The following is a 17,258-nucleotide window of genomic DNA, read 5'->3' as shown; positions in this document are numbered from 1 at the left end:
GATGCCTTTCGGTGACGGAAAGTGCGGTCAGGCCCGCTGGGCGAATTGCCAGGCGAGCTCGGCCATCGGGCGGGCGCTGGCGCCGGAGGCGGCGGCCTGCGCGCTGGACGCGGTGCCGGCCTCCACCCGCTTGGCGATGCCCTGCAGGATGGCGGCGATGCGGAACATGTTGTAGGCCAAGTAGAAGTTCCAGTCGGCCTTGAGGTCCTGCACGGTGGCCAGGCCGGTGCGGTCGCAGTAGCGGCGCATGTAGTCGTCCTCCGACGGAATGCCCAGGCCGGCCAGGTCGATGCCGCCGATGCCGCGGAACGAGCCGTGCGGGATGTGCCACGCCATGCAGTGGTAGCTGAAGTCGGCCAGCGGGTGGCCCAGCGTCGACAGCTCCCAGTCGAGCACCGCGATCACGCGGGCCTCGGTGGGGTGGAACATCAGGTTGTCCAGGCGGAAGTCGCCGTGCACGATGGACACCTTGCCCGCGTCGCGCGCCGCGGGCGGGATGTGCGCGGGCAGCCATTCGACCAGCCGCTCCATGGCGTCGATCGGCTGGCTCATGGGGCCGGCGCCGTCGGTGGAGGCCTTGTACTGCTTGCTCCAGCGCCCGATCTGCCGCTCGAAATAGTTGCCGGGCTTGCCGTAGCCGGCCAGCCCGCGCGCCGCGTAGTCGACCGTGTGGAGCGCCGAGATCACGCGGTTCATCTCGTCGTAGATGGCGCCGCGCTGGGCTGGCGTCATGCCCGGCAGCGCCTGGTCCCACAGCACGCGGCCCTGCATGAACTCCATGACGTAGAAGGCGCGCCCGATCACGGACTCGTCCTCGCACAGGCAATGCATGCGGGGCACCGGCACGTCGGTGCCGGCCAGGCCGGTCATCACGGCGAACTCGCGCTCGATCGCGTGGGCCGAGGGCAGCAGCTTCGCCACCGGGCCGGGCTTGGCGCGCATCACGTAGCTGGTGCCGGGCGTGTTGAGCTTGTAGGTCGGGTTGGACTGCCCGCCCTTGAACATCTCCACCGTGAGCGGGCCGCGAAAGCCGGGCAGGTGCTGCTCCAGCCACGCGGTGAGCGCGCCGAGGTCGATGGCGTGCTTGTCGGAGACGGGGCGGGTGCCGACGAAATGGTCGAATTCAGACATGGCGGGCCAGGGCGCGGTTCACGAGTTGTCGGCATCGACGATGCGCATCAGCGCATCGCGGTTGCGCACCACCAGGCCGCCCGGCTCGATGCGGATCACGTCCTCGCGCTCCATCGCCTTGAGTTCCTGGTTGACGCGCTGGCGCGAGGCGCCCAGCAGCTGCGCGAGTTCCTCCTGCGCCAGGTGCAGCCCGATGCGCATCTCGCCGCCGTCGGACAGCGACGGCACGCCATAGCTGCGCACCAGGTGCACGATCTGCTTGGCCAGGCGCGCGCGCAGCGGCAGCGTGTTGAGGTCCTCGACCAGGCCGAACAGCTGCCGGATGCGGCGCGCGTGCAGGCGCAGCATGGCCTCGTACAGCTCGACGTGCGAGGCCAGGATCTTGCGGAAGTCGGCCTTGGCCACGCACAGGATGGTGGTCTCGCCGTGCGCGTACGCATCGTGCGTGCGGCGGTCGCCGTCGAAGATCGCGACGTCGCCGAACCAGATGCCCGGCTCGACGTAGGTCAGCGTGATCTGCTTGCCCGAGATCGAGGTCGAGCTCACGCGCACCGCGCCCCTGGCGCAGGCGATCCATTCCTCGGGCGGATCCCCGCGTGCGGCGATCAGCTCGCCGTCCTTGTACCGTCTGACGTAGGCGCATCGAAGAATGTCGTGACGCAGCGAGGGGGAGAGCGACGAGAACCAGCGCCCGCCATTGATCGCTTCGCGTTCCTCGATGGTAAGAATGGGTTCGTCCATGGGCTGTCTTGTCAGTGACTGCGCGCGTGCGCAGATTGTCGCGTCCGGGACGCGGCGCCCGGTCAGGGTTTCACCGGCGATGCGCCGGCTCAGTAGCGCGGCTTCTGCTTGGCCAGGAAGGCCGAGATGCCGATGCCGGCATTCGGATGGTGGAGGTTGCGCACGAAATGGTCGCGTTCGGACGCCAGGTGGTCGTGCAGGCTGGCGGCTCCCGCGTCGTTGAGCAGTTCCTTGATGCTGGCCAGCGCATTGGGCGCGCGCTCGTTGAGCCGGCCGCCCAGGGCCAGCGCCTCGACCAGCGCGGTGCCCGGCGCCACGACGCGGTTGACGATGCCCAGCGCGTGCAGCCGCTCCGCGCCGATGCGCTCGCCGGCCAGCAGCAGCTCGCTGGCGAGCTGGCGCGGCAGCGCCCGGCCCAGCGACCAGGTGGCGCCACCGTCGGGCGACAGGGCAACCGAGCTGTAGGCCATGACGAACACCGCGTCGGAGGCGGCCACGACCAGGTCGCATGCGAGGGCGAGGGAGAAGCCCGCGCCGGCCGCGGGCCCTTCGACCGCGGCGATCACGGGCTTGGGGAAACTGCGGATCGTCTCGATCCAGTCGTGCAGGCCCTCGATGCTCTGCGCCTGCACCTCGGGCGGCTGCTGGCGGTTGGCCTGCAGGCGCTGCAGGTTGCCGCCGGCGCAGAACATGCCGCCTTCGCCGGTGATCACCACGCTGCCCACCTCGGGGTTGCCCTCGGCGGCGTTCAACGCCTCGACGCCGGCGGCGTACATCTCCGGGCCGAGCGCATTGCGCAGCTCGGGATTGCTGATGGTCAGCACCATGGTGCCGCCCTGGGACGTGCTTTTGAGTTCAGCCGGCATGCGGGGAGGATAGCAAGCCCGGCCGGTGCCGCCCCGGGCGGGCACAATGCGCGCCCATGCGGCTCGTCCGGATCGCGCGCCTTCCCGTCCTCGGCTTCGCGGCCGCGGCGCTCGCGGCCGCCGCGGCGGAACCGGTCGATGTCGGCTCGCCCACGCTGCGGCTGAGTCCGTCGCTGGCTTTGCCGCCGGCGCAGGAGACGCCCGCACGCGGTCCGGCCCACCCCAGCTTCACCGAATTGACGCAGCAACCGGTCGAGGCGCTGCGCCAGGCGCGCGAGACGCGCGAGCGCGAGTTGCTCGAGGCGCTGGATGCCGCGCGCCGGCAGCAGCAGGCCACCGCCGACCTGGAGCGCCGGCTGGCGCAGGCCCGGGCCGAGCGGCACGCGAATCCGCTGGTCGTGGCGCTGGTGCTGTTGCTGGCCGCGCTGGCGGCCGGCGCGGCGGCGTTCTGGTGGCGCTCGCGTCAGGCCCCCGCGAGCCGCCAGCCGCAGCGGCTCGAGCCGGACGCGTGAAGCGCCGGGCGGCTCAGCTTTCTTCCTGCAGCAGCGACAGGCCGATCGCCCCGCGGCGGCGCAGCCACGGGCTGGGGCGGTAGCGCGGGTCGCCGTACACGGTCTGCATGTTGAACAGCACCTCGAGCACGTTCGCCGGGCCCCAGCGGTTGCCCATCGCCAGCGGACCCATGGGATAGCCCAGGCCCAGGGTGACGGCGGTCTCCAGGTCCTGCGGGCTGCAGATGCGCTGCTGGCAGATGTCGGAGGCGATGTTCACGATGGCGGCCACCACGCGCTGCGTGACGAAGCCGGCCGAGTCGCGGATCACGCTGACCGGCTTGCCGTCGCGCGAGAAGAGGGCGTGCGCGGCATCGCGCATGTCGGCGCGCGTGGCCGGGTTGGTGGCGAGCACGCGGCGGCGGGTGGCGGCGTCCTCGATCAGCATGTCGATCCCGACGGTGCGCGCCGGGTCGAGCCGCTCCACCACGGCCACGGTCGTGACGTCGAAGCCCAGGGGCGCGACGAGGGTGAGGGCGGCGAGCGAGGGCGACTGGCCGGTCTCGATGCGCGCGCCGAGGTCCTTGAGCAGCTGGTACAGCTCCTGCCGGCGCGCGGCCCGGGTGGAGACCCACACGGGGGGCAGTTCGTCGACCTTCGGTGCCGGCGGCTCCGCCGGGACCTGGGCCTTGCCGTCCACGTAGCGGTAGAAGCCTTCGCCGGACTTGCGCCCGACCAGCCCGCCGGCCAGGCGCTGCGCAGTGATGACGCTCGGGCGGTAGCGCGGCTCGTCGTAGTACTGGCGGTAGATGGACTCCATCACCGGGTGCGACACGTCCAGCGCCGTCAGGTCCAGCAGCTCGAACGGCCCGAGCTTGAAGCCCGCCTGGTCCTTGAGGATGCGGTCGATGGTGGCGAAGTCCGCCACGCCTTCGCCGGCGATCCGCAGGGCCTCGGTGCCGTAGCCGCGGCCCGCATGGTTGACGATGAAGCCGGGCGTGTCCTGCGCCTGCACGGGGGTGTGGCCCATCTGCTTGGCATAGGCGGCGAGCGCCTCGCACACGGCCGGGTCGGTCCGCAGGCCGGCGATGACTTCCACCACCTTCATCAGGGGCACCGGGTTGAAGAAGTGGTAGCCGGCGCAGCGCCCCGGCCGCTGCATGTCGGCGGCGATGGCGGTCACCGACAGGGAGGAGGTGTTGGTGGCCAGCACGGCGTCCGGGCCGACGACGTCCTCGAGCTGGCGGAACAGGTCGCGCTTGACGTCCAGGCGCTCGACCACGGCCTCGACCACGAGCTTGCAGCCGGCGAGGTCGGCCAGCGCGCCGGCCGGCTGCAGCCGCGACTTGCAGGCCTGCACGGCGGCCTCGTCCATCCGCCCTTTGTCCTGCAGGCGGTCCCACTGGGCGCCGATGTCCCGGACCGCACGCTGGATGGCCTCGGGCTGGGTGTCGTACAGCCGCACGAGGGAGCCCGCCTGGGCCGCGATCTGGGCGATGCCCCGGCCCATCGCGCCGGCGCCGACGACGCCGACGATGTCGAACACTGTTTGCATCGAGGGATTATCCGGCACCGAAAACGGGTGCCACGGCGCGCTTGCTGTGCAAGAATGGCGCGGCCATGAAGCTCATCCGGTCGTCTCGCCACGCCGCCGTCGGCCTCATGGCCTGCCTTGCGGTGGCTGGCCAGGCCGCCACGGTCGGCCGGGCCCAGGGACCGGCGCTGATCGGACGTCCGCTCGACCTCGCCATTCCCATCGTGCTCGAAGGCGCGGGCGACACGGTCCCGGAGTGCGTCGAGGCCGACGTGTTCTACGGCGACTTGCGCGTGGCGCCGGGCAGCGTCTCCGCCGAACTGCAATCCGGCCCCCGGGGTCCCTCGGTGCGCGTGCGCTCGGGGTCCGCCGTCAACGAGCCGGTCATCACCGTGTACCTGCAGCTCGGATGCGGCAACCGCTTCACCCGCCGCATCGTGCTGCTGGCCGAACCCGATCCCGCGGCCGACACCTCGCGGCCGCTGCCCGCATCCGCCGCGGCCACGTCACGGGCCGAGGCGGCCGAATCCGCCGTCAATGCCGCGCCGCTGAACCTGTCGCTCAGTCGCGGCCTGCCGGCGGTCCGGGCGCCGTCCGCCGACGTCGCCGGCACCACCGGCACCACCGTCACCAAGCCCGCCCCGCGCCGCCAGCCCGCGGCGACCGGTCCGAAGGCTGCGCCGCATGCCAAGTCGCCGGTCCCGCCCGCCGCTGCCGCGCCGCGGCCGGCCGCCAGCGCGGCGAAGCCCGCCCAGGTGGCCCCGGGCCCGACCGCTGTTGCCCGAGCCGCAGCCGGCGGCCGCGACCAGCTCAAGCTCGACGCTCCGCTGGGCCTTGCCGAACCGAGCGCGCCGTCCGAGGAAGCGCTGCGCCAGGCCGCGCGCATGCAGGCCATCGAGCGCGACCTGCGCGAGATGCGCCAGTTCCTGCAGCGCAACGACGCCGCGATGCTGCAGCTGCAGGCGCAACTGGCCCGGGCGGAGTCCGAGCGCTACGCCAACCCGCTTGTCTACGTGCTCATCGCCCTGGTGCTGGCGATGGCAGGGCTGATGCTGTTCTTCTGGCGCCGCGCCGCGGCCGTCCGCGATGCCATGGCGCACGACTGGTGGCGCGACCCGCGCGAGACCGAGCCGGCGCGCTCGCGTTCCGCGGCCGCCGCGGTGGTGGAGGAGGCCCGGGTTCGCCCGGCGCCGCGTCCGGGCCTCGTGGCCGAGCCCGCCAGCGTGCCAGCCCGCTCCGACGAAGCCGCGGCCCAGGCCCGGCCGGACGCCCCGCCGGTCGAGCCGCCGCAACCCCCCACGGTGCGCGCCCCGCTCAATCCGCTGCATGTCTCGGCGCGCACGGACGGCGACTTCCAGCCCAGCCAGGCCGGCAGCCGGGCGCTCAAGGCCGAGGAACTGCACGACGTGCAGCAGGAGGCCGACTTCTTCTCGTCGCTGGGCGAGTACGACCGCGCCATCGACGTGCTGCGCAGCCACATCCAGGCCAACCCCGAGACCAGCGCGGTGGCCTGGCTCGACCTGGTGGAGATCTACCACAAGCTGGGGCGCCGCGAGGAGTTCGACTGGGTGCGCAGCGAGTTCCAGCGCCGCTTCAATGCCGACGTGCCCGAGTTCGATGCCTACAGCCTGGAGAACGCCGGCATCGAGGCGTACGACAACGCCATGGCGCGCATCGTGGCGCTGTGGCCCGCGCGCCGGGTGCTCGACGTCATCGAGGAGTCCATCTTCCGCGGGCCGAGCAAGGACGGCTCGCAGGCCTTCAGCCTGCAGGCCTACCGCGAGCTGCTGCTGCTGCACCACATCGGCCAGCAGGTGCTGGCGGGCGGTGATGCGCCGCGCTCGGGATTCCAGGATTCGAACCCGGTGTCGGGCGCCCACGCCGACTTCGGCGCGCCGGGCTTCTCGCACACCTCGATCCATCCGCTGTCCACCGGAATGGCGGACCTGGACGGGCCGCCGGCCACCGGCCACGCGGCACTGGATGTGAACCTGGACGAGCCCGTGGCGGTTGCTGGCAGCTTCGGCGCCGCCGAGGCGCCCGCCGACGGCCACCTGCTGGACTTCGACCTGCCGGACATCGACACCGGGATGGTGCCGGTGCGCGGCAGCGACTAGCCTCAGCGCCGCACTTGCAGCGCGGCGGGGTTGACCACGTTCGTGGGGTGGCCCTCGATGAAGTTCACGACGTTGTCGAAGGCGTCGCCGAAGTACATCTCGTAGCTCTCCTGCTCGACGTACCCGATGTGCGGCGTGCAGATGCAGTTCTCCAGCCGCAGCAGCGCGTGGCCCTGCAGGATCGGCTCGCTCTCGAACACGTCGACGGCGGCCATGCCGGGCCGGCCGCGATTGAGCGCGGCCAGCAGCGCGTCGGGCTCGACCAGCTCGGCGCGTGAGGTGTTGACGAACAGGGCGGTGGGCTTCATGCGGCCGAAGTCCTCCAGCCGCACCAGGCCGGCGGTCTCGGCATTGAGCCGCACGTGCAGGCTGAGCACGTCGCTTTCGCTGAACAGCTGTTCGCGGCTCTCGGCGGCGATGTGGCCGTCGGCCTGCGCGCGCGAGCGCGAGCCCTCGCGGCCCCACACCAGCACCCGCATGCCGAAGGCCCGCCCGTAGTTCGCCACCAGCTGGCCGATCTTGCCGTAGCCCCAGATGCCCAGCGTCTTGCCCCGCAGCACCATGCCGAGCCCGAAGTTGGCGGGCATGGAGGCCGACTTCATGCCCGACTGCTGCCAGCCGCCGTGTTTGAGGGTCTGGATGTACTGCGGCAGGCGCCGCATGGACGCCATGATCAGGGCCCAGGTCAGTTCCGCCGGGGCGACCGGCGATCCGGCGCCTTCGGTGACCACGATGCCGCGCTCGGTGCAGGCGTCGACGTCGATGTGCGATCCGGCGCGCCCCGTCTGCGAGATCAGCTTGAGCCGCGGCAGCTTTTCCAGCAGCTGGCGCGTGATGTGGGTGCGCTCGCGGATCAGGACGATGACGTCGGCGTCGCGCAGCCGCACCGAGAGCTGGCCGATGCCCTTGACCGTGTTGGTGTACACCTTGGCGGGATAGGCCTCGAGCCTGGCCGCGCAGCGCAGCTTGCGCACGGCATCCTGGTAATCGTCGAGGATCACGATGTTCATGGCGGGATTGTGCCCTGCGCCCGGCGGCGCATCGGCCGCGCAGCCGGTAGCATTCACGCCTTTCCCGATCAGCTGAACCGCAAGGAGACTTCCCCCATGGCGATTTCGATGTCGTCGGCCAGCCTGCCGATCTTCCGCACGATGCTGGGCAACCTCAGCCACATCCTGGACAAGGGGCTGGCCCACGCGCAGGCCCGCAAGTTCGACCCGCAGGTGCTGGCGGCGGACCGCCTGGCGCCCGACATGCTGCCGTTCACGCGCCAGATCCAGATCGCCTGCGACTCGGCCAAGAACGGTGTCGCCCGCCTGTCCGGCGTCGAGGCGCCCCGGTTCGAGGACAACGAGACCACGGTCGATGAGCTCAAGGCCCGCATCGGCAAGACGCTCGCCTGGCTGGAGACGGTGCCTGCCGGCAAGCTGGACGGCACCGAGGACAAGGAGATCACGTTCCCGGTGGGCCGCGAGTCCACGCGGACGATGAAGGGCGAGGCGTACCTCAAGCACTGGGTGCTGCCCAACTTCTTCTTCCACGTCAGCATGGCGTACGCGATCCTGCGCCACAACGGCGTTGAGCTGGGCAAGGCCGATTACCTGGCCGGCGCCTCGCAGTGAACCCGATGGGGCGCCGGCGTGGTGGCGCCGCGGCGCGCCGTCAGGCGGTGGCGGCCTCCAGCGCGGCAAGCCGGTCGAGCTCGGCGCACACGTCGGCCATGCGGCCGGAGATCACCATCCGGCCCGCCGTGCTGCGCGGGTGCGCGGCTTCGACGATGCGCAGCACGCGAACCGGGCGGGCGTGGTGTTGCCCGGCCGGCCAGGCCACCTGGCCGTGACCGGCCAGCGTGTGCAGCCCGGTGCGCAGTGCCGGCGCATGCGCCGGCTGGCGCGTTGCGCGCGCCCAGCGCGCGAGCGGGCGCAGCCAGTGCCGCAACGGTTGCACCAGTCCGGCCAGCGTGCAGATCATTCCCATGTCGTCTCTCCTTGAACTTCAGGTTCGGAACACAGGCGAGATTCGGATGCGATGCCGGGTCGGTGCAGGGTGATGGCGCCTCGCGCCATACGCCCGCCACCTGCCGCCGCCCGGCGGGGCTCACATGAGCATGGTGTTGCGGATCAGGCCGACCGCGAGGCCTTCGATCTCGAACGGCTCGCCCGGCTCCACGACGATGGTGGGGTAGTCGGGGTTCTCGGCATGCAGCTCGATCAGGTGCTTGTTGCGCCGGAAGCGCTTGACGGTGACTTCGTCGCCCAGGCGCGCCACCACGATCTGGCCGTTCTTGGCTTCCCGGGTGGACTGCACGGCGAGCAGGTCGCCGTCCATGATGCCGGCGTCGCGCATCGACATGCCGCGCACCTTGAGCAGGTAGTCGGGGCGGCGCTGGAACAGGCTGCTCTCGACGTAGTACGTCTGGTCGACGTGCTCCTGCGCGAGGATGGGCGAGCCCGCGGCGACGCGCCCCACGAGCGGCAGCGCGAGCTGCGCCAGGCTCTGCAGCGGAAGGGGGAACTGCTTGAAGCGTGACTCGTGGATGGAGCGCAGCGTGTCGCTCTTGAGGCGGATGCCGCGCGAGGTGCCGCTCACCAGTTCGATGACGCCCTTGCGCGCCAGGGCCTGCAGGTGCTCCTCGGCCGCGTTGGCGGACTTGAAGCCCAGCTCGGCGGCGATCTCGGCACGGGTGGGCGGCGCGCCCGTGCGGGCGATCGCGGCCTGGATCAGGTCCAGAATCTGTTGCTGCCGTGCGGTGAGCTTGGGCGTCTCGATCATGGCGGTGGCTCCTTGGGGCGGCCAACTGGCTGCCCATCCAGTACCTGTATTTTTAACCAGTTTCGTGAAAGAGTGCAAGTGACACCCGATCGGATCGTTGTTCTCGGCACCGGAGGGACCATCGCGGGCGCCGCGGCCTCGGCGCAGGACCATGTCGGCTACCGCGCCGGCCAGGTGGCCGTGGCGGACCTGCTGGGCAGCCTGCCGGCGTTGCACGGCCTGCGCATCGAGGCCGAGCAGGTCGCGCAGGTGGACAGCAAGGACATGGGGCCGGCGGTGTGGGGCGCACTCGTGCGCCGCTGTGCGCACTGGCTGGCGCAGCCCGACGTGGCAGGCGTCGTCATCACGCACGGGACGGACACGCTGGAGGAAACGGCGTACCTGCTCTCGCGGGTGCTGGACGCGCGCAAGCCCGTCGTGCTGACCTGTGCCATGCGGCCGGCCACCGCGCTGTCGGCGGACGGGCCGCAGAACCTGGCCGACGCGGTGGCCGTGGCGCGCACGCCGGGCGCGGGCGGCGTCACCGTCGTGTGCGCCGGCCGGCTGCATTCGGCGCAGGCCGTGCGCAAGGTGCACCCGTACCGGCTGGATGCCTTCTCTTCGGGCGACGAAGGCCCGTTGGGTCATGTGGAGGACGGCCGGCTGCGGCTGGTGCGGGGCTGGCCGGCGCCGGCCGGGGCGTCGGGCGCGGCGCGCCTGCCGGCCGAGGGCGACTGGCCCTGGGTGGAGATCGTCCACAGCCAGGCGGGGGCGGATGGCCGCGTCGTGCAGGCCCTGGTGGCCGCGGGCGTGCGCGGCCTGGTGGTGGCCGCCACGGGCAACGGCACCGTGCACGAGCGCCTGGAGGAGGCGCTGGTTGCCGCGATGGAGCAGGGCGTGCGGGTGCTGCGGGCCACGCGCTGCCAGGAAGGAACGATCGTTGCCGGTGTGCCGGGCGGGCTGCCCGTGCACCTGCTCACACCAGTGAAGGCGCGCGTGGACCTGATGCTGGAGCTGGCGCGCGCCTGAGCGCCGGGATCAGCTGGCCAGCGCCTGCAGTGCGCGCGCGGTGATGTCCTCGACCGTGCCGATGCCGCTGATCGCGCGGTACTTCGGCGCGTTCTTGGGGTCGGCCTTGGCCCAGTTGGCGTAGTAGTCCACCAGCGGCCGGGTCTGCGAGGCGTAGACCTCCAGTCGCTTCTTGACGGTGTCCTCGCGGTCGTCGTCGCGCTGGATCAGCGGTTCGCCCGTGAGGTCGTCCAGGCCCTCCACCTTGGGCGGGTTGAACTTGACGTGGTAGGTGCGACCGGAGCCGGGGTGCGAGCGGCGGCCGCTCATGCGTTCGATGATGGCCTCGAAGGGCACGTCGATCTCGAGCACGTAGTCGAGCTTCACGCCCGCTTCCTTCATGGCGTCGGCCTGCGGGATCGTGCGCGGGAAGCCGTCGAAGAGGAAGCCCTGCGCGCAATCGGGCTGGGCGAGCCGCTCCTTCACGAGGCCGATGATGATGTCGTCGCCCACCAGCGCGCCGGAGTCCATGACCTTCTTGGCCGCCAGTCCGAGCGGCGTGCCCGCCTTCACCGCCGCGCGCAGCATGTCGCCCGTGGAGATCTGGGGGATGCCGTACTTCTGGCAGATGTAGGTTGCCTGGGTGCCTTTGCCCGCGCCTGGTGCGCCCAGCAAGATCAGTCTCATGGATGTCCTCGGATGGATGAAAGCGGGCGCTGCGGGCCCCTCGGTCATCCCCGCGCCGGGCCGTTGCGCATCATGCGCTTGAGGATAGCACGCGACCCTTGCGCGAACTTACGTCGCAGAAGCCGCGAAAAGACGGCGCACGCGCTCCAGATCCTCGGGCGTGTCGACGCCGGCGGCGGGCGCGGATGCGCTCACGTGCACGGCGATGCGGTGGCCGTGCCAGAGCGCGCGCATCTGCTCCAGCGCCTCCAGGCGCTCGATCGGCGCCTGCGGCAGGCCGGGAAAGCGGCGCAGGAATCCGCAGCGGTAGCTGTAGATGCCCACGTGCCGCAGCGGCGCCGGATCGGGCAGGGCGCGGATGCCCGAGGCGAAGCCGTCGCGCCACCACGGGATGGGCGCGCGGCTGAAGGTCAGGGCCAGGCCGCGCACGTCGGTGACCACCTTCACCACGTTCGGGTTGGTGAAGTCCGCCAGCTCGGTGATCGGGTGCGCCGCCGTCCCCATGTCGGCGCCGGTGTCGTCCTGCAGCAGGCGGGCGACGGCGTCGATGAGAGCGGGTTCGATCAGCGGCTCGTCCCCCTGCACGTTCACGACCGTGTCGCCGTCGGCCAGGCCCAGCTGGATGCTTGCCTCGGCCAGGCGGTCGGTGCCGGAGGGATGGTCCGCCGAGGTAAGCACGGCCTCGACGCCGTGGGCGCGGCAGGCGTCGAGGATCGAGGCGCTGTCGGCCGCCACCACGACACGCTGCGCGCCGGACCGCCGGGCGCGCTCGGCCACGCGCACGACCATCGGCCGGCCGGCGATGTCGGCGAGCGGCTTGTCGGGCAGCCGCGTGGAGGCCAGCCGCGCCGGGATCAGGATGGTGAAGGCCACTAGACCAGGGGCGTGCGCTTGGGGAGCCGATCGAGCTCGTCGTCGCTGAGCGGGCGCGCCTCTTCCTCGAGCAGGACGGGAATGCCGTCGCGGATGGGATAGGCCAGGCGCGCGCTGCGCGAGACCAGTTCCTGCCGGACGCGGTCGTGATCCAGGTGCCCCTTGGTCACGGGGCAGACCAGCAGCTCAAGCAGTTTGGGGTCCATGCGTCGATGATAGCTTCGCGTCCAGCCAGCGATCGAGCGCCTGCCAGAACGCCGGATCGATCGCGAGACCGAGCGGCACCGCCCACGCGTCTGGCCGCACGCGCCAGAGCTTCACGGCATCCTTGTCCGTGCACAGCACGGTGGCGCCGGCGGGCACCGGAGGGGCCTCGGCGAAATCATGGTGGTCGGGCAAGGCGAGCGTGCCGGCCAGCGGCACGTCCGCGGCGCGCAGCATGTCGAAGAACGCGTCCGGCCGTGCCACGCCCGCGAGCGCGAAGCACGGCCCCTGCCGCGCGAGCTCGCGCAGCGAGGCGGTGCGGCCGTCGGCGCGCCGCGCGACCGTGTCGAGCCGGCGGTCCAGGACAAAGCCGTCCACCCCGGGGGTCGTGGCGACGCGCAGGACGAAGTCGGCGCGGCGCGGCCAGGCCTCGCGCAGCGGCCCGGCGGGCAGGAGCCAGCCGTTGCCGATGCCGCGTTCGTCGAACACCACGATCTCCAGGTCGCGGGCCAGCGCGTGGTGCTGCAGGCCGTCGTCGCTCAGCACGACCTGCACCTCGGGATGACGGTCGACGAGCGCCTGGACCGCATCGGCCCGGCGGCGTGCCACGACGACGGGGATGCAGCACTGCCGTGCGATCAGCAGCGGCTCGTCGCCGGCCTCGGCGGGGTCGCTGGCGGCGGTCACTTCGACGCAGCCGGTGGAGCGGCGGCCATGGCCGCGCGACACCACCCCGCAGGCGATGCCCCGTGCCCGCAGGTGGCCCGCGATGGCCACCACGACCGGCGTCTTGCCGGCGCCGCCCGCGACGACGTTGCCGACCACGATGACCGGCCGGGGCAGGGGGGCGGCGCGCTTGATGCCCAGCGCATAGGCGCCGCGATGCGCCGCAGCCAGCGCGCGGTAGAGCAGCGAGACGGGCCAGAGTAGCAGCGCGAGCGGGCCGCGATGCAGCCACGCTCGCTGCAGGGCCGCGGCCATGCGCTTCAGTGGCTGGCCGCCTGGGCCGAGGACTGGGCCGCGAACGTGACCTGGTTCAGGCCCGCCCGGCGTGCCGCCTCCAGCACCGTGATGACGGACTGGTGCGGTGCCGTCGCGTCCGCGCTGACGATGATCACGCTGTCCTTGCCCGCCTTGGCGGCATCGGTCAGCGCCAGGGCCACGACGTCGGGGCTGCGGCCGACCACGGCCTGCCGGTTGACCGTGTAGCGGCCGTCGCTGCTCACGCCCACCAGGACCTCGCGCGGGTAGTCGCGCTGGGCGTCCGCGTCGGCCACCGGCAGGCGCAGCTGCAGTTCGGTGAACTTGCTGTACGTCGTGGACAGCATGAGGAAGATGAGCACGACCAGCAGCACGTCGATGAACGGGATCAGGTTGATCTCGGGCTCCTCGCGGGAGCGGGTGCGGAAATTCATGCGGGGCTCCGGACGGCGCGGCGCGGGCTCAGGGCCGGCGCAGGGTGTTGAGGTGGCGCACGAAGCGCTCCGACGACAGCTCCAGCGTCAGCAGGTACGCGTCGACGCGGCCGCGGAAGTAGCGCCAGAAGATCAGCGCCGGGATGGCGACGACCAAGCCGAAGGCGGTGTTGTAGAGGGCCACCGAGATGCCGTGCGCCAGCTGCGCCGGGTTGGCACCCGCGCCGGATCCGGGCGACTGCGAGCCGAAGATCTCGATCATGCCGATCACCGTTCCCAGGAGGCCGAGCAGCGGGGCCGCCGAGGCGATGGTCGCCAGTGCGCTGAGATAGCGCTCCAGGCGGTGGGCGACGGTCCGGCCGGCGCCTTCCATGGTGGAGCGCAGGTCCGACTCGCTGCAGCGCGGGTTGCTGTTCAGCGCGCGGAACCCGCTGGCCAGCACCTCGCCGAGGGCCGAGTTCTGTTCGAGCTGGGTCACCACGTCCGGCCCCGGCACGGATGAGCGCGAGACCGCCAGCGCTTCGTCGAGCAGCTTGGGGGGCGCGACCCGGGCCGTCTTGAGGCTCAGGAAGCGTTCGATGACGAGGGCCAGCGCCAAGATGGAGCAGGCAACCAGCGGCCAGATGGGCCAGCCTGCGGCTTGTATGATCGAAAACAAGGGGGCTCCGCGACGGGTGAATGCTGAAGGTGGTCGCGATTATGAGCGACTCAACAGCTGTAGGACCCGTCCCCGCGCGCGTAGGACGCAACCCACAGAAATTGTGGATAACTTTGTGCAAAAACCCCGCCTGCCGGCGCGCCGCGCCGCATGAATCCTTCGACATGTCAGATCGATGACATTTTCAGCAGGAAATTCTCGTTTGAAATCAATGACTTGCACGACGCTGCCGTGCTTCCTGCCGGGGCGGCTGCGGTCAGCGCCCGCTAGCGCGTCTTTGTGGACTAATCGGCTCCCGGTTTGCGGCCCCAAGCCGCTCCAGACCTGATGGTGGCGACTCCGGATCCAGCATCGGCGCCGCGAATCTGGCAAGTCGGCGCCCTGTGCCGCGCCGTTGCTGACGCCCTGGAGGCGAGGTTCAATCCCGTCGCGGTCCGCGGCGAGATTTCGGGCCTCTCGCGCGCGTCGAGCGGGCATGTCTACTTCAACCTCAAGGACCCGAACGGCCAGCTGCGCTGCGCCATGTTCCGCCGCGCGGCGTCCCTGCTCGACAGCCTGCCCGGTGAGGGCGATTTGGTCGAGGTGCAGGGGCGGCTGGCCGTCTACGAGCCGCGCGGGGACCTCCAGCTCATCGTGGAGAGCCTCTCGCGCGCCGGGCAGGGCGCCTGGTACGAACGGTTCCTGCGGCTCAAGGCCCGCCTGGAGGCCGAGGGGCTGTTCGAGCCGGCCCGCAAGCGACCGCTGCCGTTCCTGCCCCGCGGCGCCGGCCTGGTGACGTCGCTGGGGGCGGCGGCGCTGCATGACGTGGCCACCGCGTTGCGGCGCCGGGCGCCGCACCTGCCGGTCGTGCTCGCGCCGGCTTCGGTGCAAGGCCCCCAGGCCGTGCCGGAACTGGTCCAGGCGCTGGAGAGCCTGTACCGGCTGGCGCAGGAGGGCCGGCTCGACGTCATCCTGCTCGTGCGCGGCGGCGGCTCGATCGAAGACCTGTGGTCTTTCAACGAGGAGGCCCTCGCGCGCACGATCGTGCGCAGCCCGGTGCCCGTCGTGTGCGGCGTGGGCCACGAAACCGACGTGACGATCGCGGACTTCTGCGCCGACCTGCGCGCGCCCACCCCGACCGCGGCGGCCGAACTGGTGGCGCGCCCGCGGGCCGAGTTGCTGCAGCAGCTCGAGGCGCAGCAGGAGCGGCTCGGCGTGGCGCTGCAGCGCCGCGTCGACGGCGCTTCGCAGCGGATGGACGTCGCCACGGCCCGGCTCGGCCGGCCTTCGGCACGCATGGCGCAGCAGCACCGGCGCATCGCGCAGCTGGAGGACCGGCTGCGGCATGCCATCGAGCTGCGCCTGGAGCGGGCGCGCGGCCGCCTGCAGGGCCTCGAGTCCGATGGCCGCAGTGCCTTCGTGCACCGCTTCGGCCGCGCGCGAGACCGGCTGCACCGTGTCGACCTGCGGCTGGAACTGCTCGATCCCCGCCTGGTCCTGCAACGCGGCTATGCGCTGCTGACGGACACGCAGGGCTCGGTGATCACCAAGGCGGCACAGACGCAACCGGGGCAGGCGCTGCGCGCGACGCTCGCGGAAGGCGAAGTGGACCTGACGGTGGCGCGTCCGCGCCTGCTCTAGGGCCGTGCATTCCTGCCTAGAATCAGCGCCTTCTCACCACAAGACCCACCGTCGAGGAACACCATGGAACACACCCTGCCTCCGCTCCCGTATCCCATCGATTCGCTGGCGCCGCACTACTCGAAGGAGACGCTGGAGTACCACCATGGCAAGCACCACAACGCCTATGTGGTGAACCTGAACAACCTGCAAAAGGGCACCGAGTACGAGAACATGACCCTGGAGGAGATCATCAAGAAGTCCTCCGGCGGCATCTACAACAACTCGGCCCAGGTCTGGAACCACACGTTCTTCTGGAACTGCATGAAGCCCAATGGCGGCGGCGAGCCCGCCGGCGCGCTCGCGCAGGCGATCCAGTCCAAGTGGGGCAGCTACGCGGCCTTCCGCGAGGCCTTCGTGAAGTCCGCCGTCGGCAACTTCGGCTCGGGCTGGACCTGGCTGGTGAAGAAGCCCGACGGCAGCGTCGACATCGTCAACACCGGCGCGGCCGGCACGCCGCTGACCACGCCCGACAAGGCGCTGCTCACCGTCGACGTCTGGGAGCACGCCTACTACATCGACTACCGCAACCTGCGGCAGAAGTTCGTCGAGACCTTCCTCGACAAGCTGGCGAACTGGGAGTTCGCGCAGAAGAACTTCGGCTGATCCGCAGCGCTCCGACCAGGAACAAAGGCCCGCAACTGCGGGCCTTGTTCCTTGGTGCGGCGGGTCACTTGCGGAACGGTTCTCCCGCCAGCCGGGTGCCGGCCTTCACGCCCCGCCGGGCGAACCAGCCCTGGTTCATCTCGAGCACGAAGCGCACCGGCTTCGCCGAGCAATGCGAGTCCGTGGTGCGGGGCTTCATGTCTTCCACGTTGACGATCGTTCCATCGTCCGCGATGAACGCCGCGGACAGGGGAATGAGCGTGTTCTTCATCCAGAAGCACTGCTGCCACGGCTGCTCGAACACGAACAGCATGCCTTCGTGCTGGGGCATCTGCTTGCGCCACATGAGGCCGGTGGCGCGCTGCTCGTCGGTCTGCGCAACCTGGGCGTCGATCTGGTGCATGCCAGCGGCCAGGCGCACGCGCGGCAGGTCGGTCTGCGGCTCTTGCGCCGAGACGCCGCCCGCGGCCAGCAGGCAGGCGACGAGGAGGGGAAGGGCTTTCATCGCGGCGATTGT

20 protein-coding genes are annotated in these 17,258 nt (G+C 71.2%); 6 read left to right on the top strand and 14 right to left on the bottom strand.

Annotated elements, in window-relative coordinates:
* Positions 1 to 27: 27 nt before the first annotated feature.
* From AC3ANR_RS12250 to AC3ANR_RS12240, 3 genes are all read right to left on the bottom strand, one after another.
* Entirely contained in the window at positions 28 to 1,131 is a 1,104-nt protein-coding gene (locus AC3ANR_RS12250) for a phosphotransferase (protein WP_488288390.1), read from the bottom strand.
* Between the two features lie 18 nt (positions 1,132 to 1,149).
* Positions 1,150 to 1,872, bottom strand: a complete 723-nt coding sequence (locus AC3ANR_RS12245; RefSeq protein ID WP_488288389.1) for a Crp/Fnr family transcriptional regulator — start codon at positions 1,870 to 1,872, stop codon at positions 1,150 to 1,152.
* A gap of 89 nt (positions 1,873 to 1,961) precedes the next feature.
* Complete coding sequence (locus tag AC3ANR_RS12240) at positions 1,962 to 2,738, bottom strand: oxepin-CoA hydrolase, alternative type (protein ID WP_488288388.1); 777 nt, start codon at positions 2,736 to 2,738, stop codon at positions 1,962 to 1,964.
* A gap of 56 nt (positions 2,739 to 2,794) precedes the next feature.
* On the opposite strand from AC3ANR_RS12240, the gene AC3ANR_RS12235 reads away from it, so the two are divergent.
* Complete coding sequence (locus AC3ANR_RS12235) at positions 2,795 to 3,250, top strand: hypothetical protein (RefSeq protein WP_488288387.1); 456 nt, start codon at positions 2,795 to 2,797, stop codon at positions 3,248 to 3,250.
* Positions 3,251 to 3,263: 13 nt separating this feature from the next.
* Here the strand turns inward: AC3ANR_RS12235 and AC3ANR_RS12230 are convergent, their stop codons facing one another.
* Positions 3,264 to 4,784 (bottom strand): 3-hydroxyacyl-CoA dehydrogenase, encoded by a 1,521-nt coding sequence (locus AC3ANR_RS12230; protein WP_488288386.1) that lies wholly within the window; start codon positions 4,782 to 4,784, stop codon positions 3,264 to 3,266.
* A 65-nt stretch (positions 4,785 to 4,849) separates the two neighbouring features.
* On the opposite strand from AC3ANR_RS12230, the gene AC3ANR_RS12225 reads away from it, so the two are divergent.
* Positions 4,850 to 6,880 (top strand): type IV pilus assembly protein FimV, encoded by a 2,031-nt coding sequence (locus tag AC3ANR_RS12225; protein WP_488288385.1) that lies wholly within the window; start codon positions 4,850 to 4,852, stop codon positions 6,878 to 6,880.
* A gap of 2 nt (positions 6,881 to 6,882) precedes the next feature.
* Here the strand turns inward: AC3ANR_RS12225 and AC3ANR_RS12220 are convergent, their stop codons facing one another.
* Positions 6,883 to 7,890: a D-2-hydroxyacid dehydrogenase family protein gene (locus AC3ANR_RS12220; RefSeq protein WP_488288384.1), complete on the bottom strand. Its 1,008-nt coding sequence runs from the start codon at positions 7,888 to 7,890 to the stop codon at positions 6,883 to 6,885.
* Positions 7,891 to 7,986: 96 nt separating this feature from the next.
* Between AC3ANR_RS12220 and AC3ANR_RS12215 the strand changes: the two genes are divergently transcribed.
* Positions 7,987 to 8,502 carry a DUF1993 domain-containing protein gene (locus AC3ANR_RS12215; protein WP_488288383.1) on the top strand — a complete coding sequence of 172 codons (516 nt, stop codon included), beginning with the start codon at positions 7,987 to 7,989 and terminating at the stop codon, positions 8,500 to 8,502.
* A 40-nt stretch (positions 8,503 to 8,542) separates the two neighbouring features.
* Here AC3ANR_RS12215 and AC3ANR_RS12210 read toward each other — a convergent pair whose 3' ends face one another.
* Both AC3ANR_RS12210 and lexA read right to left on the bottom strand, forming a co-directional pair.
* Positions 8,543 to 8,857 (bottom strand): hypothetical protein, encoded by a 315-nt coding sequence (locus AC3ANR_RS12210; RefSeq protein ID WP_488288382.1) that lies wholly within the window; start codon positions 8,855 to 8,857, stop codon positions 8,543 to 8,545.
* Positions 8,858 to 8,977: 120 nt separating this feature from the next.
* Complete coding sequence (gene lexA / locus AC3ANR_RS12205; protein WP_488288381.1) at positions 8,978 to 9,652, bottom strand: transcriptional repressor LexA; 675 nt, start codon at positions 9,650 to 9,652, stop codon at positions 8,978 to 8,980.
* Positions 9,653 to 9,724: 72 nt separating this feature from the next.
* Between lexA and AC3ANR_RS12200 the strand changes: the two genes are divergently transcribed.
* Positions 9,725 to 10,660 carry an asparaginase gene (locus AC3ANR_RS12200; RefSeq protein ID WP_488288380.1) on the top strand — a complete coding sequence of 312 codons (936 nt, stop codon included), beginning with the start codon at positions 9,725 to 9,727 and terminating at the stop codon, positions 10,658 to 10,660.
* 9 nt (positions 10,661 to 10,669) lie between these two features.
* Here the strand turns inward: AC3ANR_RS12200 and adk are convergent, their stop codons facing one another.
* From adk to AC3ANR_RS12170, 6 genes are all read right to left on the bottom strand, one after another.
* Complete coding sequence (adk, locus tag AC3ANR_RS12195) at positions 10,670 to 11,326, bottom strand: adenylate kinase (RefSeq protein ID WP_488288379.1); 657 nt, start codon at positions 11,324 to 11,326, stop codon at positions 10,670 to 10,672.
* Positions 11,327 to 11,434: 108 nt separating this feature from the next.
* On the bottom strand, positions 11,435 to 12,199 hold the full coding sequence (kdsB, locus tag AC3ANR_RS12190) for a 3-deoxy-manno-octulosonate cytidylyltransferase (protein ID WP_488288378.1): 765 nt from the start codon (positions 12,197 to 12,199) through the stop codon (positions 11,435 to 11,437).
* Positions 12,199 to 12,405: a Trm112 family protein gene (locus AC3ANR_RS12185; RefSeq protein ID WP_488288377.1), complete on the bottom strand. Its 207-nt coding sequence runs from the start codon at positions 12,403 to 12,405 to the stop codon at positions 12,199 to 12,201. Before AC3ANR_RS12185 ends, kdsB begins: the two co-directional genes overlap by 1 nt.
* Complete coding sequence (gene lpxK / locus AC3ANR_RS12180; protein ID WP_488288376.1) at positions 12,386 to 13,384, bottom strand: tetraacyldisaccharide 4'-kinase; 999 nt, start codon at positions 13,382 to 13,384, stop codon at positions 12,386 to 12,388. The genes AC3ANR_RS12185 and lpxK overlap by 20 nt, the downstream gene beginning before the upstream one ends.
* A 5-nt stretch (positions 13,385 to 13,389) precedes the next feature.
* Positions 13,390 to 13,818: an ExbD/TolR family protein gene (locus AC3ANR_RS12175; protein WP_488288375.1), complete on the bottom strand. Its 429-nt coding sequence runs from the start codon at positions 13,816 to 13,818 to the stop codon at positions 13,390 to 13,392.
* Between the two features lie 28 nt (positions 13,819 to 13,846).
* A complete protein-coding gene (locus AC3ANR_RS12170; protein WP_488288374.1) occupies positions 13,847 to 14,476 on the bottom strand; it encodes a MotA/TolQ/ExbB proton channel family protein in 630 nt (209 codons plus the stop codon).
* A 327-nt stretch (positions 14,477 to 14,803) separates the two neighbouring features.
* Between AC3ANR_RS12170 and xseA the strand changes: the two genes are divergently transcribed.
* Positions 14,804 to 16,096 carry an exodeoxyribonuclease VII large subunit gene (gene xseA / locus AC3ANR_RS12165; RefSeq protein ID WP_488288373.1) on the top strand — a complete coding sequence of 431 codons (1,293 nt, stop codon included), beginning with the start codon at positions 14,804 to 14,806 and terminating at the stop codon, positions 16,094 to 16,096.
* A gap of 63 nt (positions 16,097 to 16,159) precedes the next feature.
* Positions 16,160 to 16,741, top strand: coding sequence for a superoxide dismutase (locus tag AC3ANR_RS12160; RefSeq protein WP_488288372.1), 582 nt, complete (start codon positions 16,160 to 16,162; stop codon positions 16,739 to 16,741).
* A 64-nt stretch (positions 16,742 to 16,805) separates the two neighbouring features.
* Here the strand turns inward: AC3ANR_RS12160 and AC3ANR_RS12155 are convergent, their stop codons facing one another.
* On the bottom strand, positions 16,806 to 17,246 hold the full coding sequence (locus AC3ANR_RS12155; RefSeq protein WP_488288371.1) for a DUF192 domain-containing protein: 441 nt from the start codon (positions 17,244 to 17,246) through the stop codon (positions 16,806 to 16,808).
* Positions 17,247 to 17,258: the final 12 nt, after the last annotated feature.

The sequence above is a fragment of the Ramlibacter sp. JJN2-2R genome (assembly GCF_057747835.1).
This window is presented reverse-complemented; position numbering and strand designations above follow the sequence as displayed.